The 25,243-nt window shown below is 69.8% G+C and carries 19 protein-coding genes; 5 read left to right on the plus strand and 14 right to left on the minus strand.

Annotated elements, in window-relative coordinates:
* Positions 1-12: 12 nt before the first annotated feature.
* Genes thrC through FJ091_15020 form a run of 3 tightly spaced genes read right to left on the minus strand, consistent with a single transcriptional unit; the run spans position 13 to position 3,896 of the window.
* Positions 13-1,368 carry a threonine synthase gene (thrC, locus tag FJ091_15010; protein ID MBM4384661.1) on the minus strand — a complete coding sequence of 452 codons (1,356 nt, stop codon included), beginning with the start codon at positions 1,366-1,368 and terminating at the stop codon, positions 13-15.
* Positions 1,368-2,684: a homoserine dehydrogenase gene (locus FJ091_15015; GenBank protein MBM4384662.1), complete on the minus strand. Its 1,317-nt coding sequence runs from the start codon at positions 2,682-2,684 to the stop codon at positions 1,368-1,370. The genes thrC and FJ091_15015 overlap by 1 nt, the downstream gene beginning before the upstream one ends.
* Before the next feature lie 18 nt (positions 2,685-2,702).
* Entirely contained in the window at positions 2,703-3,896 is a 1,194-nt protein-coding gene (locus tag FJ091_15020; GenBank protein MBM4384663.1) for an aminotransferase class I/II-fold pyridoxal phosphate-dependent enzyme, read from the minus strand.
* Positions 3,897-4,021: 125 nt separating this feature from the next.
* Here FJ091_15020 and FJ091_15025 point away from each other — a divergent pair, with 125 nt between their 5' ends.
* The gene (locus tag FJ091_15025) at positions 4,022-4,327 is read left to right on the plus strand and encodes a DUF2191 domain-containing protein (protein MBM4384664.1); all 306 of its coding nucleotides are present in this window, start codon (positions 4,022-4,024) and stop codon (positions 4,325-4,327) included.
* Positions 4,324-4,758 (plus strand): PIN domain-containing protein, encoded by a 435-nt coding sequence (locus tag FJ091_15030; protein ID MBM4384665.1) that lies wholly within the window; start codon positions 4,324-4,326, stop codon positions 4,756-4,758. Before FJ091_15025 ends, FJ091_15030 begins: the two co-directional genes overlap by 4 nt.
* 9 nt (positions 4,759-4,767) lie before the next feature.
* Here FJ091_15030 and FJ091_15035 read toward each other — a convergent pair whose 3' ends face one another.
* The 4 genes from FJ091_15035 to FJ091_15050 form a co-directional block, all read right to left on the minus strand.
* On the minus strand, positions 4,768-5,310 hold the full coding sequence (locus tag FJ091_15035) for a nuclear transport factor 2 family protein (protein MBM4384666.1): 543 nt from the start codon (positions 5,308-5,310) through the stop codon (positions 4,768-4,770).
* Complete coding sequence (locus FJ091_15040; GenBank protein ID MBM4384667.1) at positions 5,307-6,662, minus strand: amino acid permease; 1,356 nt, start codon at positions 6,660-6,662, stop codon at positions 5,307-5,309. Before FJ091_15040 ends, FJ091_15035 begins: the two co-directional genes overlap by 4 nt.
* Positions 6,659-8,131: a hypothetical protein gene (locus tag FJ091_15045; GenBank protein ID MBM4384668.1), complete on the minus strand. Its 1,473-nt coding sequence runs from the start codon at positions 8,129-8,131 to the stop codon at positions 6,659-6,661. Before FJ091_15045 ends, FJ091_15040 begins: the two co-directional genes overlap by 4 nt.
* A 66-nt stretch (positions 8,132-8,197) precedes the next feature.
* Positions 8,198-10,225 (minus strand): sodium-translocating pyrophosphatase, encoded by a 2,028-nt coding sequence (locus FJ091_15050; protein ID MBM4384669.1) that lies wholly within the window; start codon positions 10,223-10,225, stop codon positions 8,198-8,200.
* Between the two features lie 339 nt (positions 10,226-10,564).
* Between FJ091_15050 and FJ091_15055 the strand changes: the two genes are divergently transcribed.
* Complete coding sequence (locus tag FJ091_15055; GenBank protein MBM4384670.1) at positions 10,565-12,118, plus strand: acetolactate synthase large subunit; 1,554 nt, start codon at positions 10,565-10,567, stop codon at positions 12,116-12,118.
* A 60-nt stretch (positions 12,119-12,178) separates the two neighbouring features.
* Positions 12,179-12,769: a hypothetical protein gene (locus FJ091_15060; protein MBM4384671.1), complete on the plus strand. Its 591-nt coding sequence runs from the start codon at positions 12,179-12,181 to the stop codon at positions 12,767-12,769.
* On the opposite strand, the gene FJ091_15065 is transcribed toward FJ091_15060, so the two are convergent.
* From FJ091_15065 to FJ091_15075, 3 genes are all read right to left on the minus strand, one after another.
* The gene (locus tag FJ091_15065) at positions 12,759-13,265 is read right to left on the minus strand and encodes a CBS domain-containing protein (protein ID MBM4384672.1); all 507 of its coding nucleotides are present in this window, start codon (positions 13,263-13,265) and stop codon (positions 12,759-12,761) included. The genes FJ091_15060 and FJ091_15065 overlap by 11 nt on opposite strands.
* Positions 13,266-13,309: 44 nt before the next feature.
* Positions 13,310-13,936 carry a phytanoyl-CoA dioxygenase family protein gene (locus FJ091_15070; protein MBM4384673.1) on the minus strand — a complete coding sequence of 209 codons (627 nt, stop codon included), beginning with the start codon at positions 13,934-13,936 and terminating at the stop codon, positions 13,310-13,312.
* 301 nt (positions 13,937-14,237) lie between these two features.
* On the minus strand, positions 14,238-15,563 hold the full coding sequence (locus tag FJ091_15075; GenBank protein MBM4384674.1) for a 2-isopropylmalate synthase: 1,326 nt from the start codon (positions 15,561-15,563) through the stop codon (positions 14,238-14,240).
* A gap of 270 nt (positions 15,564-15,833) precedes the next feature.
* Between FJ091_15075 and FJ091_15080 the strand changes: the two genes are divergently transcribed.
* The gene (locus tag FJ091_15080; GenBank protein MBM4384675.1) at positions 15,834-16,634 is read left to right on the plus strand and encodes an alpha/beta hydrolase; all 801 of its coding nucleotides are present in this window, start codon (positions 15,834-15,836) and stop codon (positions 16,632-16,634) included.
* A 7-nt stretch (positions 16,635-16,641) separates the two neighbouring features.
* On the opposite strand, the gene FJ091_15085 is transcribed toward FJ091_15080, so the two are convergent.
* From FJ091_15085 to carB, 4 genes are read right to left on the minus strand one after another with little or no spacing between them, the layout of a single operon-like run.
* Positions 16,642-19,065 carry a bifunctional proline dehydrogenase/L-glutamate gamma-semialdehyde dehydrogenase gene (locus FJ091_15085; protein ID MBM4384676.1) on the minus strand — a complete coding sequence of 808 codons (2,424 nt, stop codon included), beginning with the start codon at positions 19,063-19,065 and terminating at the stop codon, positions 16,642-16,644.
* A 54-nt stretch (positions 19,066-19,119) separates the two neighbouring features.
* Complete coding sequence (locus tag FJ091_15090) at positions 19,120-19,611, minus strand: hypothetical protein (protein MBM4384677.1); 492 nt, start codon at positions 19,609-19,611, stop codon at positions 19,120-19,122.
* Positions 19,608-21,977: an ATP-dependent DNA helicase RecG gene (gene recG / locus FJ091_15095; GenBank protein MBM4384678.1), complete on the minus strand. Its 2,370-nt coding sequence runs from the start codon at positions 21,975-21,977 to the stop codon at positions 19,608-19,610. Before recG ends, FJ091_15090 begins: the two co-directional genes overlap by 4 nt.
* A gap of 46 nt (positions 21,978-22,023) precedes the next feature.
* Positions 22,024-25,242, minus strand: coding sequence for a carbamoyl-phosphate synthase large subunit (gene carB, locus FJ091_15100; protein MBM4384679.1), 3,219 nt, complete (start codon positions 25,240-25,242; stop codon positions 22,024-22,026).
* Position 25,243 lies beyond the last annotated feature (1 nt).

Below are 25,243 nucleotides of genomic sequence, written 5' to 3' on the forward strand. Positions count from 1 at the left end.
CGCTGATCCGCTTCACGCGTGCTTGCCGAAGCGGCGCTCGATCTCGCGCAGCATGGCGTCGCGCACGAGGCCGTACTTCGCATCGAGCTCGATCGGCGGATTCGGCCACTGCGATTCGACGCCTTCGATGCGCATCTCGTGATACTTCAGCTTGAAGTCGACGAACTTGAGGCCGTGCGCGGTCGAGACGACGACGACCTTGTCGCTCTTCTTGATCGTGCCGCTCGCGACCAGCTTCTCCATCGCCGCGAGCGCGACGCCCGTGTGCGGGCAGTTGAACAGCCCCGTGCGATCGGCGCGCGCCGCAGCTTCGGCCAGCTCGGACTCGCTCGCCTCTTCCACGATGCCGTCGTACCGCTTGATCGCGTCGACGGCCTTCTCGTAGCTGACGGGGTTCCCGATCTGGATCGCGCTCGCGAGCGTGGGCTGCGCGTGGATCGGCTCGAACGTCGCGAAGCCGCGCTGGTAGGCGCGATAGAGCGGGTTCGCGTTCTGCGCCTGCGCGCAGACGATGCGCGGGCGCCTCGTGACGAGTCCGAGATCCACGAGCATGTCGAGGCCCTTCGCGAGCGCCGACACGTTCCCGAGGTTGCCGCCCGGAATGATGATCCAGTCCGGCACGTCCCAATCGAACTGCTGCACGATCTCGATGCCGACCGTCTTCTGGCCCTCGATGCGCAACGAGTTCATCGAGTTCGCGAGGTAGATCCCGTCCTTCTCGGCGATCTGCTTCACGATCTCCATGCAGCCGTCGAAGTCGGTATCGAGCGCGAACACGATTGCGCCGTTCGAAACGGGCTGAATCAGCTGCGCGATCGAGATCTTCCCGCGCGGCAGAAACACGATCGACGGAATCGCGGCCGCAGCGGCATAGGCGGCGAGCGCCGCGGAGGTATCGCCCGTCGACGCGCAGCCGACCGCGCGCACGGCTTTCCCGCGCGCGCGCATCTCCTTCACCATCGACACGAGCACGGTCATGCCGAGGTCCTTGAACGAGCCGGTGTGCGTGTTGCCGCACAGCTTGATCCAGAGATCCTCGAGCCCGAGCTCGCGGCCGTAGCGGTCGGCCCAGAACAAGTTCGTGTGCCCCTCGTACATCGAGACGACGTTGTCCGCCTCGATCTCCGGCAGCACCCACTCCTTCTTGCCCCACACGCCCGAGCCGTACGGCCACTCGGTCTTGTGCGCGCGGCGCTCGAACAGCTCCTTCCAGCGATTGCCCGACGTGCGCTTCAGCGCGTCCATGTCGTGCACGACTTGCAGGAGGCCGCCGCTGCGATCGGTGTAGACGATCTCGTCGAGCGCGTAGCGCTCCGCCGGGTTCTTCAGCGACTGGAACCAAGCGCGGTGACGAGCCTTCGCCGCCATCACACCCCCTCTTCGATGCGCACGAGCCGCGTGCGCGCCGCGACCTCGGGCATCGCGTCGACGACCGCGAGCGCGCGCCGCACGGCCGCTTCGCGCGCGGGGTGCGTGAACACCACGATCGGCACGGTGCCCGTCGCCGCGTTCGCGCTCTTCTGCAGCACGGACTCGATGCTGATGCCGTGCTCGCCGAGCGCGGTCGCGATGCGGCCGAGCACGCCCGGCTCGTCGCGCACGGTGAACACCAAATAACAACTCGCCTCGATCTCCGAGAGCGAGAGCAGATCCTTGCGCTCGAGGTGATCGGGGCGATACGAGAGCGGCGCCACGCGGCCCGCGCTGCCGCGGCGAATCTCGCGCGCGATCTCCATCAAGTCCGCGACGACGGCGCTCGCGGTGGGCATCTCCCCTGCCCCCGCGCCGTAGAACAGCGTCGGCCCGACCGCGTCGCCGTGCACCGCGATCGCGTTCATGGCGCCGTCGACCTTCGCGAGCAGCGAGTCGGCGGGAATCATGGTGGGGTGGACGCGCGCCTCGACGCGCTCCCGGCCCGCGGCGTCGCGATGGGAGCGGCCGATCGCGAGCAGCTTGATGCGGTAGCCGAACTCCTCGGCGGCCTCGAAGTCGAGCGGCGTGATGCCGCGGATGCCTTCGGTGTGCACGTCCTTCGGCGTGATGTCGGCGCCGTAGGCCATCGCGACGAGCAGCGTGAGCTTGTGCGCGGCGTCGATGCCGTCGACGTCGAAGGTCGGGTCGGCCTCGGCGTAGCCGAGATCCTGCGCGCGCTTCAGCACCGACTCGAACGGCGCGCCGGTCTTCTCCATCTCGGTGAGCACGTAGTTCGTGGTGCCGTTCACGATGCCGTGAATCGAGAGGATGCGGTTCGCGCTGAGGCCCTCGCGCAGCGAGCGCAGGATCGGGATGCCGCCGCCGACGCTCGCCTCGAACGCGACGTCTACGCCGCGTTTCGCCGCCGCGTCGAAGATCTCGCGACCATGCATCGCGAGCAGCGCCTTGTTCGCGGTGACGACGTGCTTGCCCGCCTCGATCGCGGCGAGGATGAACTGCTTGGCGGCGCCGTAGCCGCCGATCAGCTCGATCACGATCTGCACGTTCGGGTCGGCGATCAGGCCCGCGGCGTCCTGGTCGAAGCGAATGCCGCTGAGATCGACGCCGCGATCGCGCTCCGTGTCCATGTCCGCGATGCGCACCAGCTCGAGCGGAAAGCCGAGCCTCTGCGAGATCACCGCGCGGTTGTTACGGAGCACCTTCGCGACGCCCGTGCCGATGGTCCCGAGACCAATCAGGCCAACGCCCACCGCTTCTGCGCTCACGGCCTAGGCCCCCGCGCTGCGGAGGAACTTGCGGATGCCGCGCACGGCTTGGCGCGTGCGGTGCACGTTCTCGATCAACGCGAAGCGCACCCAGCCCTCGCCGTTCTGCCCGAAGCCGACGCCGGGCGAAACGGCGACCTTCGCCTCGAGCAAGAGCCGCTTGCTGAATTCGAGCGAGCCGAGCGCCTTGAACGGCTCGGGCACCGGCGCCCACACGAACATCGTGCCGAGCGGCTTCTCGATCTTCCATTGCCCCGCGCCCGGCTTCGCGAGCCCGTCGATCAGCGCGTCGCGCCGCGCCTTGTACTCGGCCACGGTCTCTTCGACGCAGTCCTGCGGCCCGCGCAGCGCGACGATCGCGCCCACCTGGATCGGGGTGGGAATACCGTAGTCGAGGTACGACTTGATTCTCGTCAGGGCGTGGATCATCTCGCGGTTGCCGGCGCAGAAGCCGACGCGCCAGCCCGCCATGTTGTGGCTCTTCGAGAGAGAGATGAACTCGATCGCGACGTCCTTCGCGCCTTCGACCTCGAGGATGCTCGGCGGCTTGTAGCCGTCGTACGAGATCTCCGCGTACGCGAAGTCGTGGATCACCATCAGGTGATGCTCCTTCGCGAACGCAACGAGCCGCTCGAAGAATGGCTTGTCCACGATCATCGTCGTGGGGTTGTGCGGGAAGCTCACGATGAGGAGCTTCGGCTTCGGCCACGTGCGCTTCACCGCCGTCTCGAGATTCGCGATGAAGTCGGTCTCGGGGCCGATCGGCACGTGGCGCAAGTCGCCGCCGGCGATCACGACGGCGTACTGATGGATCGGGTAGGTCGGATCCGGCGCGAGCACGACGTCGCCGGGCCCCACCGTTACGAGCACGAAGTGCGCGAGACCTTCCTTCGCGCCGATCACTGCGATCGCTTCGCCCTCGGGATCGAGCTCGACGCCGTGGTTGCGCTGATACCACTCGCACACCGCGGCGCGCAGGTTCGGCACGCCTCGCGAGGCCGAGTAGCGATGCGCGTGCGGATCGAGCGACGACTCGCGGATCTTCTCCACGATGTGCGGCGGCGTCGGCATGTCGGGGTTGCCCATGCCGAGGTCGACGATGTCCTCACCGGCCTTGCGCCCCGCGTGCTTCAAGGCCACGACCTCGGCGAGGACGTAGGGCGGAAGGCGGCGGAGCTTGTCGAAATCGTGGCGGATGGCGGACACGGGAGCCTCTTCGGATTCGGAGAAAAACGCTGTAGGGGCGCGAAGCTACGAAGGTTTCCGGGGGTGGGCAAGGAAGCCGTGGCGCACTCCGGAGACCCACCGCGGAGCGTCGCGGTTTGGCGCTGTGGTGGCTCTACGGAGCCGCCGATATGGTCGCCCATATGAAGACGACCATCGAGCTACCGAAGGGCTTGCTCCGCGAAGCGAAGGCGCTGGCCGCTCGCGAGAGCACGACACTGCGCGCCCTGATCGAAGAGGGCCTGCGGCTCCTGCTGAAGCAGCGCAAAGAGAAGACCCCGGAGTTCAAGCTGCGTGATTGCCGGTTCGGTGGTGAAGGCCTTCAACCCGGTTGGGATCTGAACGACTTCTCGAAGATGCGAGCTGCTTCCTACGGCGAACGGGGCGGAGACGTCGAGAAGTGATCGCAGTCGACACCAACCTGCTCGTCTATGCGCACCGGACCGAGCACGACTGGAACGAGCGGGCAGCGGAGCTCATGCGTGAGCTCGCGGAGGGCGGCGCTGCCTGGGGAATCCCATGGCAGTGCATCGGGGAATTCTTCGGCCTCGTCACGCACCCGAACATCTACAAACCTCCTACGCCAGCAGCGGTCGCCTTCGCCCAGATTGAAGCCTGGCTGAGCTCTCCGCGTGTCCTTCTCTTGAGCGAACGCGACATGCCGTGGAGCGAGCTCCGCCGGCTCCTCGAGGCTGGGCGAATCGTCGGTCCGCGCACGCACGACGCGCGCATCGCCGCGGTGTGCATCTCGCACGGGGTGCGCGAGCTATGGACTGCGGACCGCGACTTCGGTCGCTTCCCTTCACTCGCGACACGCAACCCGCTCGCGGGCTGAGCTCGCGCATCAGCGCGGCAGCGTCGCCTCTTCTTCCGGCGTGAGCCTGCGCAGCCGCTGCGGCGTCATCGGCCCGTCGCTGTAGGTGTCCTCGCCGGTGCACGTGCCGCTCGCGTCGTAGTGAAAGATCGCGGACTGGCGATACGAGAACACGAAACTCCCTGATGAGTCGTCGCACGGAATGCCCATCGCAACGAGCGCGCGGCCCGGGAAGACGATGTGCATCCAGCCCTCGTGGAACAGCGCGCGATCGTCGATCACCCAGCGCTCCACGTCGTACCGCAGCTTGTTGTAGCCCTGCGCGAAGATGTTCTCGTAGAAGCCCCGCACAGCCGCCCCGCCCTTCGGGCCGAAGTCGCCGACGCCCGAGCCGTAGAAGTGGTACTGCGGCTCCGCGCACTGCGTCTGCATGATCGCCTCGACGTCGCCGCGCAGCTCCGCGACGAGATGCGCGCGGAAATTCTCGAGCAGCGCGCGGTGCCGCGGATTCGCGGTGGCGGCGATCTTCGCGTCGACGGGCGCGAGCGTGTGCGAAATGGAGAAGTCGATCATGCGCGGCCCCGCTTCAGACGTGCGAACAAGAAGTAGAACGGCACGCTCGTCGCGGAGACCGCGAGCGACCAGAGCGCCGACTTCGGCGAACCGACGAGCAGAGACGCCGCGATCGCGAGGTTCGCGGCGAGATACAGCGCAGGCACCACGGGGTAGCCCCATGCGCGATACGGGCGCGCGAGCTGCGGCTGGCGCATGCGCAGCGCGTAGAGCGCGGTCACGTCGGCGCTGGTCGCGAGCAGGATCGCGAACGTGGTGAAATCGAGCGCGCCGGGATAGGTCTGCAGCAACGCGATGATCGAGATCGCGACGGCGGCCTGGAGCCAGAGCGCGACGGCCGGCGTTGCGTGGGTCTCGTGAACCCTCTCGACGCCGGGCACGAACAGGCCGTCGAGCGCCATCGCATAGGCGATGCGTGCGCCCACGAGCACCGTCGCGTTCAGCGTGCCGAGGATCGAGATCAGCACGAAGCCTTGGATCAGCTTCCCGCCGATGTCGCCGAACAGCACCGTCGCCGTCGCGGCGCCGACATCGCTCGCTTGGCGCAGCTCTGCGAGCGGCAGCGCGTAGAGGTAGACCGCGTTGATCACGATGTAGATCGCGGTGCAGAGCGCGAGCCCCGCGAACAGCGAGCGCGGAAGGTTGCGTTGCGGCTCCTTCAGCTCGCTCGCGACGTACACGATCGCGTTCCAGCCGAGGTAGCTGAACAGCACGGGCGACATCGCCAGGGCGAAGGCCGTGAAGCTCGCCGCCTCGGTCGCTCCCGAAACGAGGGGGAACAGGTTCGCGACCTCGCCGCGACCCGTGAACGGCGCGACGAGGCCGAACGAGAAGAGCGCGATCACCTTCACGTAGCCCGTGACGTTGTTCGCCCACGCGCCGTACTTGAGGCCCGCGACGTTCAGCCACGTGCAGGCGAGCGTGGTGAGCGCCGCCAGTAACAACACGCTCGGCAGCGACCAGCCGTACAGCGCGCCGACGCGGTCCGCGAAGCCGACGGCGAGCGTCGCCACGGTGCCGGCGAAGATCGCGAAGAACGTGATCCAGCCGACGACGAAGCCGGCGACGGGATGGAACGCGCGCCGCAGGTAGACGTAGTCGCCGCCCGCGTGCGGGAACATCGCCCCGAGCTCGGCGTTCGCGAGCGCACCCGCGAGCGAGAGCGCACCTCCGACGAGCCACGCCGCGAAGATCAGCCCCGCGTGCGGCAGCCGATCCGCGATCTCGCCGGGCGTGAGGAAGATCCCCGAGCCCACCACCGACGCGACCACGAGAAACACCGCATCCTGCAGCCCGAGCTGCGGTCGCAGCTTGTCGCGCGGATCACGCTCGGACGTATTCGACTCGATCAACCGCGCCGCCTCCTTCGGAGCAGCGCGATCACGCCCAATGCGGGGAGCAACTCGGGCCCAATCCCGCAGGACCCGGACGAGACACCCTCCCAACTGTCGTTGGGCCCGAAACAGCCGAAATCCGCTGGATAGTCGATCATGCCGTCGGCGTCGTTGTCGACGCCATCGTCACACTCCATCCCGTTCCGACGCTCGAGCCAATCAGTCGGCCCCGAGCACCCTGCGTCCGCAGAGTCGACGCGCCCGTCGCCGTCATTGTCAACGCCGTCGCTGCAATCGGGTCCACTGGTGGGGCGCGCGAGATAGTGCCCCACTGCGGAGTTTCCTACGGTCGCGTGGATCGGATCGTTGTTGAGAGATGCGATCGGATTGCCGCCGTTCGTCCAGAGTCGTGACACACTCGTTCCAGTGAGGTTGCCGCCAACGTTGACTCCGTGCGCCGCATCGGTTCCATCAGTCGCCCCGATCAGCGCGATCAGGCTCTGTACTCCCGGTGAGTTGGAAGGGTGAGAGCCCGATTGAAAAGGAATCCCGGCGTCGCTCCAGAGCTCTGAGACGCCCGCGCTGTCGGACATCGAAAACCCATGTTGCGTCACGTAGACAGAGTTCCCGACATTCACGGGACTCATTCCCCTCGTGACCGTGAGGTCGAGCCACTCGAGTCCGCTGCCGAGGTCCAGCGTGAGCTTCCCGTCTCCCGTGACCGCGAAGTCGACGGAGATCAGACAGCTCGGCGCGCCTGCTTCTGAGGCGTCGGACGGACAGTCGCATTCGGCATCGCCGCCGCCTCCGGGCGCGAAGTCGATGAATGTGTCGCCGTCTTGATCCCGCCCATCGTCGCACTCGAAGGCGTCGCTCCGCTCGAGCTCGTCGGTCGGTGAGTCACACCCCGGGTCTGTCGGGTAGTCCGCGAGGCCATCGCGGTCGTTGTCGACTCCGTCAGAGCAATCGGCGCCGGTGGAGGGCCGCATCAGGTAGTGTCCAACGATCGGGTTGCCGAGGGTGGAGTGAATCGGCGAACCGATGATGTCTGCGCTCGGCACGGCCCCGCCGATCGAGAGCCATGCTACGCGAGCTCCTGACGCTCCCAGCGGGTCGGCGTAGGTGCCGTGGGCACCGATGGTGCCCTCGGTCGCTCCCAAAAGCGCAACGAGGTTCTGGGCGCCCGGCGAGTTCGCGCCACTCGCTCCAGTTTGGAATGGGATCCCCGCGTTCAACCACAGTTCCGAGACATCGCTGCGCGCTGCGTGAGTGAACCAATGGAGCGTCAGGTAGGGGTGGCCGTGGAGATACGTCGACTCCTTCCCCTTGAGCAGCGTGAGATTCAACCACTCTCGATTCGCAACAGTGTCACGAACGAGCAGGCCATCGCCGGTCGAAAGGAAGTCTCCGGTCTCGACCTCAGAGTGAACTCGCTGCCCGCCGGCGACTGCAGCAACCGACAGAAGCAGCACGTGTACGGTTCGCATGACTGGTGCCTCCGCCCCGCGAGGCTAGCCAGCCCTGTGCGTTCGACGCACTCCGGCGACGGCTTGCTACGCGAGGAACGGGATCAGCAGCAGCGCGACGATGTTCACGAGCTTCAGCATGGGGTTGATCGCCGGGCCCGCGGTGTCCTTGTAGGGATCGCCCACGGTGTCGCCGGTGACCGCGCTCTTGTGCGCGTCGCTGCCCTTCTTCTCGCCCGCGAGCGCGCCGCTCTCGATGTACTTCTTCGCGTTGTCCCACGCGGCGCCGCCCGTCGTCATCGAGATGCCGAGGCACACGCCCGCGACGATCGAGCCGATCAAGAGGCCACCGAGGCCCTCCGCACCGAGCGCCAGCGCGACCACGATCGGAATCGCCGCCGGGATCAGCGCGGGCGCGACCATCAGGCGCAGCGCAGCGGCGGTCACGATGTCGACGCAGGTGCGGTAGTCCGGCTTGCCCGTGCCTTCCATCAGGCCCGGGATCTCGCGGAACTGGCGGCGCACTTCGTCGACGACCTTGCCGCCGGCCTCGCCGACCGCGCTCATCGCGAAGGAGGCGAACACGAAGGGGGTCATCGCGCCGATGAAGAGGCCGGCCATCACCTTCGGGTCCGACAGCAAGAAGTTCGCCGTCACGCCCGCGAGCTTCAGGTCCTCGATGAACGTCGCGAACAGCGCCACCGCTGCGAGGCCCGCCGACGCGATCGCGTAGCCCTTCGTCACCGCCTTCGTGGTGTTGCCGAAGGCGTCGAGCGGATCCGTCACCGCGCGCACGTCCTTGCCCAGCTCCGCCATCTCCGCGATGCCGCCGGCGTTGTCCGTGATCGGGCCGTAGGCGTCGATCGAGACCACGATGCCTGCGAGCGAGAGCATGCTCATCGCCGCGATGCCGACGCCGTAAAGGCCCGCGAGGTCGTAGGTCGCCCAGATCGCGGCCACGATCACGAGCACCGGGATCACCGTGCTCTGCATGCCGACGGCGAGGCCGGCGATGATGTTCGTCGCGTGGCCGCCCTTGCTCGCGGTCGCGATGTGCACGACGTGCGGCGAGTTGCCGCCGGTGTAGTAGTCTGTCACCCACATCATCGCGCCCGTGACGACTGCGCCGACCGCAGCGCAGAGCAGCAGCGCGTTTGCGCTGAGCTCAGCGGGAATCGCGGTCTGGCCGTTGATGAACCACACGCCCGCGAGCATCAGGAGCGATGCGATCGCGAGGCCCTTGTACATCGCGCCCATCACCGCGGGCGTCTCGCCGGCGGCGGGCTCGCTGATGCGCACGAAGTACACGGAGATGATCGAGCCGACGATGCCGACGGCGCCGACCGCGAGCGGATACAGGAACATCGCCTCGCTGCCGGGATAGAGGATGTGGCCGAGCAGCATCGCGGCGGTGGCGGTCACGCCGTAGGTCTCGAACAAGTCCGCGGCCATGCCCGCGCAGTCGCCGACGTTGTCGCCCACGTTGTCGGCGATCACGGCGGGGTTGCGCGGATCGTCCTCGGGAATGTCCTTCTCGACCTTGCCGACGAGGTCCGCGCCGACGTCGGCGCCTTTGGTGAAGATGCCGCCGCCGAGGCGCGCGAAGACCGAGATCAGCGAGCCGCCAAAGGCGAGGCCGATCAGCGCGTGGGTCTTCTCGAGCGCACCGGGCGCTGCCATCACGAGCGCGGTGAGCGAGATCAGGCCCGCGCCGACGACCATCATGCCCGTCACGGCGCCGCCCTTGAAGCTGAGGTCGAACGCGGGACCGAAGCCGCTGCTCGCCGCCTTCGCGACGCGCACGTTGGCGCGCACCGAGACGTTCATGCCGATGAAGCCCGCCGCCGCGCTCGCCAGCGCACCGACCAGGAAGCCGATCGCGTACCACATGCCGAGCGACGGCACGACGGCGATGAGAATCAGCAGCGGGACGCCGACCATCGCGACCGTGCGGTACTGACGGCTCAGGAAGGCCTCGGCGCCCTCGCGAATGGCAGCCGCGATCTCGTTGGCCTTGTCGGTCGAGGTCGGCGACGCCAGCACCGCGCGATACCAGAGACCGGCGAACACCACGGCGAGAACGCCGGCAGCAAGGGCAAGTACCGAGAAATCCATGACATCTCCTGAGCAGTCTTCGAGAAACGGGGCGTGAGTGGGCCCCGCGCGCGCCGAGGTAACGGCGAGGCGGGCGCTCGCTGCGAGCGTGCGGAGCGATGCACCGGCCCGGTCGCGGCGGGCCGCACGATAGGGGCATGACCCGCGTGATTCCAGAGGAATTTGGCGCACGGCGCGCGCAGAACTCCGTTCGGAAGCAGGCGAGATCAGCGATGCTGGACGCTCCCTGGACTCGCGGAATCGAGGATCCGGCGTCTGACGCTGAACTTGCGATTTCTCCGGAATCGAGGACTCGGCGTCTGACGCTGGACTATCGATTCCCAACTTGGGAGGCGAACCATGAACGGCGCAGAGGTCCTGATCGAGACGGCGCGGCGCGGTGGCGTCGAGGTGTGCTTCGCGAACCCCGGGACGACCGAGATGCCGCTCGTCGCGGCGCTCGACAAGGCGCCGGGCGTGCGCGCGGTGCTCGGCCTGTTCGAGGGTGTGTGCACGGGCGCCGCCGACGGCTACGCGCGCATGAGCGGCAGACCGGCCGCGACTTTGGTGCACCTCGGCCCCGGCCTCGCCAACGGTCTCGCGAATCTGCACAACGCGCGCCGCGCGCGCGTGCCCGTCATCAACTGGATCGGCGACCAGACCGTCGAGCACCTCCCGTTCGACGCGCCGCTCACCTCCGACATCGCAGCGCTCACGGGCTGGACGGGCTGGACGCTCGCGGTGAAGAGCGCGAGCGAGATGGCGGAAGCGAGCGCAGCCTCGATCGCGGCGGCGCTCGGCCACCCCGCGCGCATCGCCTCGCTGATCCTGCCTGCGGATGCGCAGTGGGATCCCGCGAGCGCGGCCATCACACCTGCGCCGCGCGCGAGCGCCCCGAGCGCGGCGCCCGAGCGCGTGCGCGAAGCCGCTCGGCTGCTGCGCGCCGGCGGCGGCTACGTGCTGCTCGGCGGCGACGCGCTCGGGCTGCGCGGCCTAACAGCTGCCGCGCGCATCGCCGCAGCGAGCGGCGCGACGGTGCTGATCGAGACGTTCCCGTCGCGCATGGAGCGCGGCCGCCACCTGCCGAGCTTCGCGGGTCTCCCGTACTTTCCCGAGCAGGCGCGCGCCGCGCTCGCGAAGGCGAAGAGCCTCGTGCTCGCCGGCGCGCGCGAGCCCGTGGGCTTCTTCGGTTACGCGAACGAGGCCCCGCGCCTCGCACCTGCGAACGCGCCGCTGTGCGCGCTCGCGGATCCCGACGCCGGCATCGACGCCGCGGGCGCGCTCGAAGCGCTCGCCGACGAGCTCGGCGCGCCCGCGCGCGTCGAGATTCCCGCGCGCGCGCACGAGAGCTTCGCACCCACGGGCGCGAAGCTCGACCTCACCTCGCTCGGCCGCGCGCTCGCGTCGCTGCAGCCCGAGAACGCGATCGTCGTGAACGAGGCGGCCACGAGCGGGCTGCCCTGGAACGCGGGCGCCGCCGCGAGCGCCGCGCCGTTCACGATGCTGGGCCTGACAGGTGGCGCGATCGGTCAAGGCCTCCCGACCGCGCTCGGCGCCGCGATCGCGTGCCCGGATCGCCGCGTGATCGCATTCCAGGCCGACGGCAGCGGGCTCTACACGCTGCAGTCGCTGTGGTCGATGGCGCGCGAGGGTGTGAACGCCACGGTCGTCGTCTGCGCGAACCGCAAGTACCGCATCCTCCAGGCGGAGCTCGCGCGAGCGGGCATCGCCGAGCCGGGTCCGAAGGCGCGCGCCCTAACAGATCTCGGCAGCCCGACGATCGACTGGACCGCGCTCGCGAGGGGCTTCGGCGTACCGGCCGTGAGCGCCGCGACGGACAGCGAGCTCGTGGAGGCGCTGAAGCGCTCGCTCGCGACGCCGGGGCCGACGCTCGTGGAGGCGGTGCTGGCGTGAGCGCGCGATCCGCCGCGCGCGGCGTCGCGTAGCGCGCGCACTTCGCGCCCCGAGGTTCTCATGCCCGACAGCTTCGATCCGGTCGCCGCCACCGAAGCGCTCCTCGCCACGGTTCCGCCCGACGTCGCGGCGCGCTCCGACGCGTACTTCGAGGGCGGCTACTGGCTGTTGTTGTGGGGCGCGCTCTGGTCGATCGCCGCTGCGTGGCTGCTGCTGTCCTTCGGCGCCGCGGTCCGCATGCGGGCACTCGCGGAGCGCGTGACGAAGCGTCCGAGCCTCGTCGCGCTGATCTTCGGCGCGCTCGCGATCGTCGCGATCACGCTGCTCGAGCTGCCCTGGACGATCTACGCCGAGTTCGTGCGCGAGCACGAGTACGGCCTCGCGACGCAGGGCTTCGGCGCGTGGCTCGCGGAGCAAGGCATCGCGCTCGGCGTGGACGTCGTGATGCTCGCGCCCGCGATCGCCGCGCTCTGCGCGCTGATTCGCCGCGCCGGGCGTGCGTGGTGGGCTTGGGCCGGCGCCGGCGCGCAAGCTCGCGCCAGGCCCGCTCGAAGAGGCGCTGATGTTCGATCACCCGTCGGGGCGCAGCCGCATACTCATGGCGATGCGCTGGAAGGCGGAGCAGCGCGGGCGAGCGGACTCAGTGGGTGAGCCGTAACAACTTCGCCGACGAGAACACGCCGCGCAGGCGGGTGCCCGCCGCGCTCTCGACGACGGGCAGGTGCGTGCGGCGCGAGCGCTTGAACGCATCGAGCACGTCGCTCACGCAGAAGTGCGCGAGGTCCTCGAAGCGGAGCACGCTCCAGTCGAGCGTAGACTCCATCAGGTGTCGCACGAGCACTTCGTCGCGGCGCATGTTCGCTTCTTGCGCGGTGCGCAGCGGCTTCTCCCCCATGATGTCGTAGGCCGTGATCAGGCCGAGCACGCGCGTGCGCGGCTCGTCGAGCACGAACGCGGAGCGCACGCCGGCGTGGCGCATGTGCTCCAGCGCGGTGTCGATCGCGTCGTCGCGGCGCACGCTCACGATGCCGTGCTCGTTGAAGTCGGTCATCACGCTGCGCGCCGGGTCCGTGAGCTTCACGTGCCACGCGCCCGTCTGCGGCGGCGCCAGCTCCCCGGTCAAAGAGACGAGCTCGAGCTTGCTCACGACAGTTCCCACTTTCCGGCGGCGGAGCCTTCGTCAACTTGCGATCACAGCTTCCCTTCTTGCATGAGATCGACCGGATCGCGCAGGCCTAACATCCAGAGGTAACCACCCGCGCTCGCGATCGCGTCGTGCACCGCGTATCCGAGCACCTCCTGCGCGGCGCGCGGCAGCGTGCGCGCGATCTCGGGCGGCACGGCTAGGTAGTTGTTCTCCTCGGTGCGCAGCCAGCCCACCACGTACGAGATGTGGAGCCCCGGCCGCCACTCGCTCGCGGTCGAGTTTGCGCCCGCCCCGTGAATCGTCGAGCCGAGGTAGATCACCGCGCTGCCCGCAGGCATCACGGCGTCGGCGATCTCGTGCTGCTCGGGCTTGCGCGTGTGCGGCCAGCGGTGACTGCCCGGTACGAGCCGCGTCGCGCCGTTCTCCACGCGGAAGTCTTCGAGCGCGATCATCGACGCGACCTGCACCTCGGGATGCGGCCGCGGCAGGTGCACCCACACGAGCTCGTCGCGGTGCAGCATCTGCGCGGCGGCTCCGGGACCGCGATCGATCAGGTGCCCGAGGTTCAGCTGATAACGCGCGCACGCAGGCAAGAGCACGCGGTCGCACACGCCGAGGAAGATCGGGTGAGTCATCACCTCCGTCGCGAACGTGCGGGACTGCGCGGCCATCCCGTTCACGTGCCGCGTCTTGTCGCCGAAGAAGAACTGGATCGCGGGGTTCAGGTGCTTGAGCCCGGGGCTCGCAGCGGCGCGCGCGCGCGACTTCGTCCCGGACGCGCGCGGTGACGTCGCTTGTTAGGAAGCCCTCGACGATCACGCCGCCGTCGTCTTTGAGAGCTTGATGGATCGCGTCGAGCGAGTCGGTCGCGCGGAGGCGCTGGAGGCAGGCGGGCATGTCGGGCTCCTCGGGCTGACGAGCAGCGGCGCGATTCATCCTACCGCGCCGCTGCACGCCGCTTCGTGCCCGATCTCACGCGGCGCTGCGCGCCACGATCTCCCGCAACTGCACGTCGCTCACCTCGCGGCTTCGCGCCGCGAGCTGCTGGAACGCGCGGAACGCGCGCTCGCACTGCGCCTCGCTCAGCACCTCGCCGAGCGCAGCGACTCGCGCCGCGAAGCGCGCGCGCCCCGAGAGCTTGCCGAGCACGATCTCGCTGCCGACGGGATGCCCGATCCACGCCGGGTCGAGCGTCTCGTACGTCTCGCGGTGCTTCAGCACGCCGTCTTGGTGGATGCCCGAAGCGTGGCGGAATGCGTTGCGCCCCACGACGGCCTTGTTCGCGGGCACCTCGATCCCGCTGCGCTCGGCGACGATGCGCGAGAGCGCGTAGAGCGTGTCGAGCTTCAGCGCTGTCGTCATGCCGAGCCGCGCGCCGTGCACGCGCAGCGCAGCGGCCACCTCTTCGAGCGAGGTGTTGCCCGCGCGCTCGCCGATGCCGTTGATGGTGCACTCCACCTGGCCAGCGCCCGCGGCGATTGCGGCGAGCGAGTTCGCGGTGGCGAGGCCGAGGTCGTCTTGACCGTGGAACGAGATCGTCGCGCGCTCGAGCTCCGGCACGCGCGCGCGCACGCCGCGAATCATCTCGGCGACTTGCTCGGGCGTCGCGCATCCCACGGTGTCGGGCAGATTGAGCGTGCGCGCTCCCGCCGCGAGCACGGCGCGCGCCAGCTCCGCGAGAAACTCCGGCTCTGCGCGCGTGGCATCCATCGGTGAGAACTCGACGTCATCCGTGAATTCGCGCGCGCTTCGCACCATCGCCGCGGCCATCGCGACGACCTGCTCGCGCGATTTCCCGAGCTGATGCGCGAGCTGCATGTCGCTCGCGTTCACGAACACGTGGATGCGCGGCGCACGCGCGTGGCGCAGCGCTTCTCCCGCCGCGGCGACGTCGCGCGGCACCGCGCGCGCGAGCGCGCACACGCTGGCATCGCGCACTTCGAGCGCGACGGCCGCGACCGCGGCGGCTTCTTCCGGCGAGCTCACCGGAAAGCCCGCCTCGATCACGTCCACGCCGAGCGCGTCGAGAAGCAAAGCGATCTCCGCCTTGTCGTGCGCCGAGAAGCACACGCCGGCGGACTGCTCGCCGTCGCGCAGGGTCGTGTCGAAGATCGCGATGCGCCGGGCAAGCGCAGCGCGCAGCGAGGCGGAGTCTTCGGAGCCGAGCGGAGATCGAACAGCGGCCTCGATCTGCGGCGGGACCTCGGGGTGCGCTGATCGGGCACCCGGTGTCGACGGACTTGGCGAGGGTGCGGCCGCGTTGCTCGGGACTCGAGATCGATCGTGAGAGCTGGGCATGAGGTCTCCTGGTTCGCCCGCCCGCGGCGCCGTACCAGGAGTTCTCGCGATTTCGACCCTCGAAACACGAAGCCCTCTCCGGCCGGCGCGGCGGGAGAGGGCTTCGTGGTGCGCTGCGCGCTAGCCCCTTCCCGCCCTCCGAAGGAGGAGCAGGCCGAGGGCCAGCAGGCTGTGCGCGTTTCGTTGCATCGCGGGGTGGAGTAGCCGAGCCCGCGCGTGAGTGTCAATGCGCGACACCGAGCGGTGTCGGCCCCGTGATACGGTCGCGCGATGAAACGCGACACCGGCTACCTCGAGCGCGACGGCGAGCGCATCTACTACGAGGTCAGCGGCGACGGCCCGCCGCTCGTGCTCACCCATGGCGCCGGCGGCAATCACGCGGTGTGGTTTCAGCAAGTTCCCCACTTCGCGGAGTCGCGGCGCGTCGTGCTGTGGGACCAGCGCGGCTTCGGCCGCTCCACCGCGCGCGGCGGCCCTAACAGCCCGGCGCGCGCCACGGCCGATCTCGGCGCGCTGCTCGACCATCTCGGCATCGCGCGCGCCGACGTCGTCGGCCAGTCGATGGGCGGTTGGGCCGTGCTCGGGCTCGCGCTCGCTCAGCCCGCACGCGTGCGCTCCCTCGTGCTCGCCGACACGCCGGGAGGCATCGACACGCCGGAGCTGCGAGCCAGCTGGGCGAACGTGGGCCGCGGGGCCGGCTTCGCGACGAATGAGCTCGGCCGCCATCCCGCTGTCGCACCGGACTTCTTCGATCGTCGTCCCGAGCGCGCCGTGCTCTACCAGCAGCTCGGCGGCTTCGGCGATCCGAAGCTCGCCGACGTGCTGCCGAGCCTCGTCGCCGCGCGTCACGACGCCGCCGCGCTCGCGAAGCTCGCGTGCCCGGTGCTGCTCCTCGTCGGCGAAGTCGACGCGCTGTTCTCGCCTTCGCTGATCGCCGCGAGCGCGAAGCAGCTCCCGCCCGCATGTCGTGCGCGCGTCGTCACGATCCCGCGTGCAGGGCACTCGCCGTACTTCGAGGAGTCGGACGCGTGGAACCGCGCGGTGGGCGAGTTTCTCGCGGGCGCGGGCTGAGTCGGGGCTACTCCACGAGCTCCGGCGCAAAGCCGCGCCGCAGCGTGTTCTCCGTGACGACTCGCGGATCCGCGAACTGCAGCAGGTAGCTCGGGCCGCCCGCCTTCGTGCCGATGCCGCTCATCGCGAAGCCGCCGAACGGCTGGCGCGCGACCAGCGCTCCGGTGGAGCCGCGGTTCAGGTAGAGGTTGCCGACGCGGAAGCGCCGGCGAGCCTCGTCGAGATGCGCGGGCGAGCGTGAGTAGACGGCGCCGGTGAGCGCGAACTCGCTGCTCGTCGCGACGTCGAGCGCGTGCGCGAAGTCGCGCGCGCGAAACACGGCAAGCACGGGGCCGAACAGCTCGCGCTGCATCAGCGCGTGCTGCGCGTCGTCGACCGCGAGGATCGCGGGCGGCACGAAGCAGCCGCCGCTCGGCGCAGCGCCGACGAAGAGCTTGCGCGCGCCGGGAGACTCGATCGCGGCGAGCAGGCGCTGCTGCGCTTCGGCGTCGACGACGGGGCTCACCGTCGTGCTCGCGAGATGCGCCGCGCCTACCGCGAGCGAGCCCGCCGCCGCGGCGAGACGCGCGACGAACGCGTCGTACACGCCGTCGACGACCAGCGCGCGCGAGCAAGCGGAGCACTTCTGCCCGGCGTAGCCGAACGCGCTGCGCAGCACGCCCACGACGGCCTCGTCGAGGTCCGCATCGTCGTCCACGACGATCGCGTTCTTGCCGCCCATCTCGCACACGACGCGCTTCACCTGTCGCTGCCCCGGCCGCGTCTTCGCTGCCGCCTCCACGATCGCGAGGCCGACACTCTTGCTGCCGGTGAATGCGATCTGCGCGACCTCGCGATGTGCGACCAGCGCAGCGCCGACCTCTTCTCCGCTCCCTGGTACAAACGCGACGACGTCAGGCGGGAAGCCCACCGCGAGCATGCGGCGATGCAGCTCCTGCGCGATCGCGCTCGACTGCTCGGCTGGCTTCAGCACGGCCGTGTTTCCCGCAACGAGTGCCGCCGTCGCCATGCCCGTGAGAATCGCGAGTGGAAAGTTCCACGGCGCGATCACGACGCACACGCCGCGGCCCTCATACGAGAACGTGTTCTCCTCTCCGAGCGCATCGCCCACGCGCCGCGGCCCGAGCTCGACGAGGGCTTGGCGCGCGTAGTAGCGACAGAAGTCGACGGCTTCGGCCACGTCGGCATCCGCTTCGCGCCACGGCTTTCCCACTTCGAGGCACTGCAGCGCAGCGAGAGCGCAGCGGTCTCGCTCGATCGCGTCCGCGAGCGCTTCCAGCAGCGCGGCGCGCTCGGCGAGCGGCCGATCGCGCCACTCGGGCCAGGCGCCCGCCGCGGTCGTTACTGCCGTGTCTGCGTCGGCGACGCTCGCGAGCTCGACGCGCGCGACGCTGCGCGATGCATCCGAAGGCGATGCGCGCTCGAAGCTGCCGGCGGGCTTCGCGACGTGCCCTGCGATCGCGACGCGCACGTCGATCGGAGACTGCGCGTGCGCGGCTTCGACCGCAGCCGCAAACGCGGCCCGCTGTGCGCCGTCCGCGAAGTCGGTCGGTGGGCAGCCCTCGAACGGAGTCGCGAGGTCGCCGCGCTTCATGCGAGGGGGCGCCGCTTGCGGCCCGGCGCTCGGCTGCGGCGCGGCGAGCAGCGCGCTCGGGTCCGCGTGCTCGTGATGCGAGAGGCGCAGGAAGCCCGCGTTCGCGGTGTTCTCGAGCAGGCGCCGCACGAGGTACGCCATGCCGGGCAGCAGCTCGCCGACCGGCGCGTACACGCGCACGCGCCGCCCGCTCGCCCGGATCGCGGCGCGCTCGGGCTCCGCCATGCCGTAGAGCATCTGCACCTCGTACGCGCTCGGCGGAACTCCTGATTCCTCCGCGACCGCGAACGCGTGCGCGAGCGAGCGCAGATTGTGCGAGCCGAACGCGGGCGCGGTCTCGGCATGCGTCTCGAGCAGCCGCCGCGCGAGACGCTCATAACAAGCGTCGGTCTCCGCCTTCGTGCGCCACACCGGCGCGGGCCAGCCGTTCTGATCCGCGAGCACCGTCTCGTAATCCCAGTACGCGCCCTTCACGAGCCGAATCGTGAGAGGCGCGCCGCGCCGGCGCGCGAGCGCCAGCAAGCGCTCGTAGATCCGCTCCGCGTCGCGCAGGTAGGCCTGCACCACGACGCCGAGGTGCGGCCAGTCTCTCAGCTCGGAGTGCAGCGCGATGCGCTCGAACGTGTCGTACGCGATGCCCGCGCTCGCCCACTGCTCGAGGTCGACGTTGAGGAACGTGCCGCGACGCCTGCCTTCGAGGAACAGCGGAAGCGCGCATTGAACGAGCCGCGCGACCGACCCCTCGTGATCGACGGCGTCGATCTGCGGGTCGAGCGCCGACAGCTTCACGCTCACGTTCGCGCGCGGGATCTCGCGCTGCGCTCCGCGCTCCAGCACTTCGTCGCGCGGCCAGCTCGCGATCTGCGCGGGCAGGTTCTCGATCAGATCGCGTTAGCGCGCGAGGTAAGCCGCCGCCTCCGGCTCGCTGAGCGTCGCTTCGCCCAACAGATCGACCGTGAAGCCGATGCCGGCGTCCCACAGCCTGCGCAAGCTCGGCAGCGTGTCGCGCGCATCGCGCCCCACGATGAAACGCTGCGCCATCGCCTCGACGTTCTTGCGCAGCGCCGCCTGCGCGACGCTGCCCGTGATGCGCGACGTCGTCGCGCGCAGCGCGGTCGCGATCGCCGCGGGCAGCTCGCGCCCGTCGCGCAGCAGCATCTCCTCCACGTGCTGCGCCACCTGCTCGCGCGTGCGCAGCATCGGAAACGCGTCGACGAAGCGGAACAGGTCGACCTTGAAGCTCGCGTCGCGCATCGCCCACGCGAGCAGCTGACCCTCCCAGTACGCGGAGGAGAACACGCCCGGCGTCTCGCCCTGCGCGCGCTCGAACAACTCGCGACCGATGGCTTGCACGCGGGCCTCGAGCGCGGCGGGGCTCGTCATCCCACCCCCACCAGCGCGAGCCGCTCGCCCCAGCGCGTCTCTACCGCGCGCGCGAGCTCGGGCGCCCGTAACAATTTGCGGTCGCGGCGAACGGTCTCGCGCGCGGCTTCTTTCGCGAGCGCGACGAGACGCGCGTCGCGCACGAGGTCGGCGAAGCGCAGGTCGGGCAGGAAGCCGCTCTGGCGCGTGCCCAGGAAGTCGCCGGGGCCGCGGATGCGCAGGTCGTGGTCCGCGATCACGAAGCCGTCGGTCGTCTCGAGCATCGCGCGCAGGCGCGCCTCGCCTTGCTCGGAGCTGCCGCGCGCGACGAGCAGGCACGTGCCGGGCTTCTTGCCGCGGCCTACGCGGCCGCGCAGCTGGTGCAGCTGCGCGAGGCCGAAGCGCTCGGCGTGCTCGATCACCATGAGCGTGGCGTTGGCAACGTCGACGCCGACTTCGATCACCGTGGTCGAGACGAGGATTTGCGTCTGGCCGCGCTTGAACGAATCCATCGCCGCGGCGCGCTCGGCCTGCGTCTGCCGCCCGTGCACGAGGTCGACGCGCTGCTGCGGGAACGCGCGCCGGATCGCTTCGGCGCTCTCGGTGGCGGCGCGCAGGTCGACCTTCTCGCTCTCCTCGACCATCGGGTAGACCACGTACACCTGCTCACCCCGCGCGAGCGCGGCGCGCACCGCCTCCATCACGCGGCGGCCCTCGCCCGCCCGTAACAACTCCGTGTGCGCGGGCGTGCGGCCGGGCGGCAGCTCGTCGATCACGGAGACGTCGAGGTCGCCGAACAGCGTGAGCGAGAGGCTGCGCGGGATCGGCGTCGCGGTCATCACCAGCATGTGCGGCTCGAGGCCGGCCGGCGCGCGCGCGGCGAGCGCAGCGCGCTGCAGCACGCCGAAGCGGTGCTGCTCGTCCACGATTGCGAGTGCGAGGCGCGCGAAGCGCACGTCCTCTTGCACGAGCGCGTGCGTGCCGACGACGAGCTCGAGCTCGCCGGCAGCGAGCTGCGCGCGAATCGCGCTCGCCTCTGCGCGCGGCGTAGAACCCGTGAGCAGCGCCATACGCAGGCTCGGCACGAGCGTGCGCAGAGTGGCGGCGTGCTGCTCCGCGAGAATCTCGGTTGGCGCCATCAGCGCGCTCTGCGCGCCCGCCTCGGCGACCGCGACTGCGGCGAGCGCCGCAACCGCGGTCTTGCCGCTGCCGACATCGCCCTGGAGCAAGCGCGACATCGGATGCGGGCGCGCGAGATCGCGCGCGATCTCGTTCCACGCTCGCTGCTGCGCACCGGTCAGGGAGAATGGCAGCGCAGCGAGCGCGGCCCGCAGCCTCGCGCCGTCCGGCGCGATCGCGATGCCCGCCTTCTGGGCGCGCTCGGCGTGCCGCAGCGCGAGGCCGAGCTCGAGCAGGTACAGCTCCTCGAGCACGAGCCGCTCGTGCGCGGGCGTCGCGCGCGCGCGCAGCGCGTCGGGGTCGGCGTCGCGGCCGGGCTTGTGGATCGCGCGCAGCGCGTCCGGCGTCGCCGGCAGGCCGCGCTCCGCTGCGAGCTTCTCGGGCAGCGCGTTCAGCACGAGGTCCGCGTAGTCCGCGACCGCGGCCGCGATCATGCGGCGGAACGTGCGCGGCGGGATGCCCTCGGGCGTCGCGTAGTCGGGCACGACGCCCTCGCTCCCGCCGTCCCCGGATTCCCCTAACACATCGATCTCGGGGTGAATGATCTCCTTGTCGAAGCGGAAGCGCTTCACGTCGCCCGTCACGCGCAGGCGCACTCCCTTCTTGATGGAGCTCGCGACGGCCTCACCGCCGCGAAACCACTTGAGATTGATCGTTCCGGTGCCGTCGCCGACGACGGCCTGATAGATGCGCCCGCGGCCGCGGATCGGCACGAAGTCCGCGAGGATCACCTCGCCGACGAACGTGCCGCGCGAGCCGGGCGGCAGCTCGCCGATGGTCTTCTGATCGCGGCGGTCGTCGTAGCGCGTGGGCAGGTGGAACAAGAGGTCCGCGATCGTGCGCAGCCCGCGCTGCGCGAGCTGCTGCGCGCGCTTCGGGCCGACGCCCGGCAGCGTCGCCACCGCGCGCGCGATCGCGCGGTCCGGGTAGCCCGCGTCGCGCAGCGGCGCGAGATCGTGCAGCGAGTCGGCGGTCGCGCGGCGGCGCGCTTCGCTCTCGGCGAGCGGCGCCGCGAAGCGTGCGCGCACTGCCTCGAGCAGGCGCCGCGCTTCGGGCGGAATCGCGAGCGCGAGCGCGCGGTCGGCGGCGGTTGTTACGGACGCCTCGAGATTGCGCACGCGATCCGCGCGCGCGAACTCGTCCTTCGCCGCGAACTCGAGCGGCGCAGCGACCGCATCGAGCGCGGCGGCGAAGGGCGTCGCGTGCATGGGGCGCAGGGTAACGGCGTCCGCGGCGGGCCCGCGTACGCCGCCGCTACTTCAGCCCGTGCACCTCCTGCAGCGGCTTCACGCCGATCGAGCCCTTGCGCAGCGCGCGAATCGCGCCCGCCGCGGCACGCAGACCGGCGAGCGTCGTGAAGTACGGGATGCCGCGGTTCAGCGCGGCGCGGCGGATCGAGAAGGAGTCGCGCACGGCGCTCGGCACGGACTCGACCGTGTTGAAGACGAGGTGCACGTCGCCGCGCTCGATGCGGTCGACCACGCTCGGCGCGCCCTGCCCCACCTTCGGCACCACCTCACAGCTGATGCCGATCGCTTCGAGCACGCGCGCGGTGCCGTCCGTCGCGAGCACCTTGAAGCCCGCGTCGACGAACTCCTGCACCGCCTCGCCCACGCGCGCGCGGTCGGCGCTGCGCACGGACACGAGCAGCGTGCCCGCGGTCGGGATCGGGTTGTTCGCCTCGATCTGCGCCTTCGCATAGGCGCGCCCAAAGTCGGAGTCGATGCCCATCACTTCGCCGGTGCTCTTCATCTCGGGGCCGAGCACCGTGTCGACGCCGGGGAACTTCACGAACGGGAACACCGCCTCCTTCACCGAGTAGTGCTTCGGCCAGATCTCCTCGGTGAACCCCAACTCCTCGAGCGTCTTCCCCGACATCACGAGCGCAGCGAGCTTCGCGAGGGGTCGCCCGATCGCTTTCGCCACGAACGGCACCGTGCGCGACGCGCGCGGATTCACCTCGAGCACGTACACGTCGCTGCCCTTCACGGCGTACTGCACGTTCACGAGGCCGACGACGCCGAGCTCGCGCGCGAGCTTCTTCGTGGACTCGACGATCTCGTCCACCACCGTCTTCGAGAGCGAGTACGGCGGAATCGAGCACGCGCTGTCGCCCGAGTGAACCCCCGCTTCCTCGATGTGCTCCATCACGCCGCCGATCACGACCCGCTTCCCGTCCGCGAGCGCGTCGACGTCGACCTCGGTGGCGTCCGCGAGGAAGCGGTCCACGAGCACGGGGTGCTCGGGCGAGGCCTTCACCGCGTACTGCATGTAGCGCGCGAGGCTCTCCGTATCGTGCACGATCTCCATCGCGCGCCCACCGAGCACGTAGCTCGGCCTAACGAGCACGGGGTATCCGATGCGCTCGGCCACGGCGCGGGCTTCCTCGAAGCTGCGCGCGATGCCGGAGGGGGGACGCTTCAGCTCGAGCTTGTCGAGCACGAGGTCGAAGCGCTCGCGGTCTTCGGCGCGGTCGATCGCGTCGGGCGGCGTCCCGAGAATCGGCACGCCCGCCTTCTCGAGCGCGACGGCGAGCTTCAGCGGCGTCTGCCCGCCGAACGTCACGATCACGCCGAACGGCTGCTCCTTGTCGACGATCGCGAGCACGTCTTCGAGCGTGAGCGGCTCGAAGTAGAGGCGGTCGCTCGTGTCGTAGTCGGTCGAGACGGTCTCGGGGTTGCAGTTGACCATGATCGTCTCGAAGCCGGCGTCGCTCAGTGCGAAGGCCGCGTGCACGCAGCAGTAGTCGAACTCGATGCCTTGGCCGATGCGATTCGGGCCACCGCCGAGAATCATGATCTTCTTCGCGTTCGTCGGGCGCGCCTCGCACTCGTCCTCGTACGTCGAATAGAGGTAGGGCGTGTGCGCCTCGAACTCGGCACCGCAGGTGTCGACGCGCTTGTACACGGGCACGACGCCGGATTGCTTGCGCAGCGCGCGCACCGCGTCCTCGCGCATGCCCCACAGCGCGCCGAGCCGCGCGTCGCTGAAGCCCATCTGCTTCGCGGGCCGCAGCCACGCGGCGCGGTCATTCGGAGCCGCCGCCTGAAGCGCGCGCTCGGTGTCGACGATCTCCTTCAGGTTGTCGAGGAACCACGGATCGATCTTGCAGCGCGCGAAGATCTCGTCGAGCGAGTGGCCGCGCCGGAACGCTTCCGCGATCGCCCACGGCCGGCCGGGCCTCGGGCGATCGATCATGTTCCAGAGCGCCTTCTCGCCCGCTTCGCCGGGCGGCAGCGCGGGCGATTCGAGCCCCGCGTGCCCGATCTCGAGGCTGCGCAGCGCCTTCTGGAAGCTCTCCTTGAACGTGCGCCCGATCGCCATCACTTCGCCGACGCTCTTCATCTGCGTCGTGAGCAAGTTGTCCGCGCTCGGGAACTTCTCGAACGTGAAGCGCGGGATCTTCGTCACGACGTAGTCGATCGTCGGCTCGAAGCTCGCGGGCGTCTCGCGCGTGATGTCGTTGCGCAGCTCGTCGAGCGTGTACCCCACCGCCAGCTTCGCGGCGATCTTCGCGATCGGGAAACCCGTCGCCTTCGACGCGAGCGCAGAAGAGCGCGACACGCGCGGATTCATCTCGATCACGACGATTGCGCCGTTCTCGGGATTGACGCCGAACTGGATGTTCGAGCCGCCGGTGTCGACGCCGATCTCGCGAATGATCGCGATCGCGGCGTCGCGCATCACTTGGTACTCGCGATCGGTGAGAGTCTGCGCGGGCGCGACGGTGATCGAGTCGCCGGTGTGCACGCCCATCGGATCGAAGTTCTCGATCGAGCAGATGATCACGACGTTGTCCGCCGTGTCGCGCATCACCTCGAGCTCGTACTCCTTCCAGCCGAGCACGCTCTGCTCGACGAGGCACTGCGTCACGGGCGACTGCGCGAGCGCCCACGACACCATGGTGTCGAACTCGTCCTCGCTGTACGCGATGCCGCCGCCGGTGCCGCCGAGCGTGAAGCTCGGCCGAATGATCGCGGGGATCCCCGTGCGCTTCACGATCGCGCGCGCCTCGTCGAGCGTGGTCGCGACGCCGGAAGCAGGCAGCTCGAGGCCGATCTTCTTCATCGCCGCGCGGAAGAGGTCGCGGTCTTCGGCTTTGTGGATCGCGGCGAGGTTCGCACCGATCAGCTTCACGCCGTGGCGCTCGAGCACGCCCGCCTTCGCGAGCGCCACCGCGAGATTCAGCGCGGTCTGCCCACCGATCGTCGGGAGCAGCGCGTCGGGCTTCTCCTTCGCGATGATCTTTTCGACCGACTCGACCGTCATGGGCTCGATGTACGTGCGATCCGCCGTCTCGGGGTCGGTCATGATCGTCGCCGGATTCGAGTTCACGAGCACGACGCGGTAGCCCTCTTCCTTCAGGGCTTTGCACGCTTGGGTGCCCGAGTAGTCGAACTCGCAGGCTTGGCCGATCACGATCGGCCCGGAGCCGATCACGAGAATCGTGTGGAGGTCGTCGCGGCGCGGCACT

The organism is Deltaproteobacteria bacterium, assembly GCA_016875395.1.
Classification (GTDB): Bacteria; Myxococcota_A; UBA9160; order UBA9160; family UBA6930; genus VGRF01.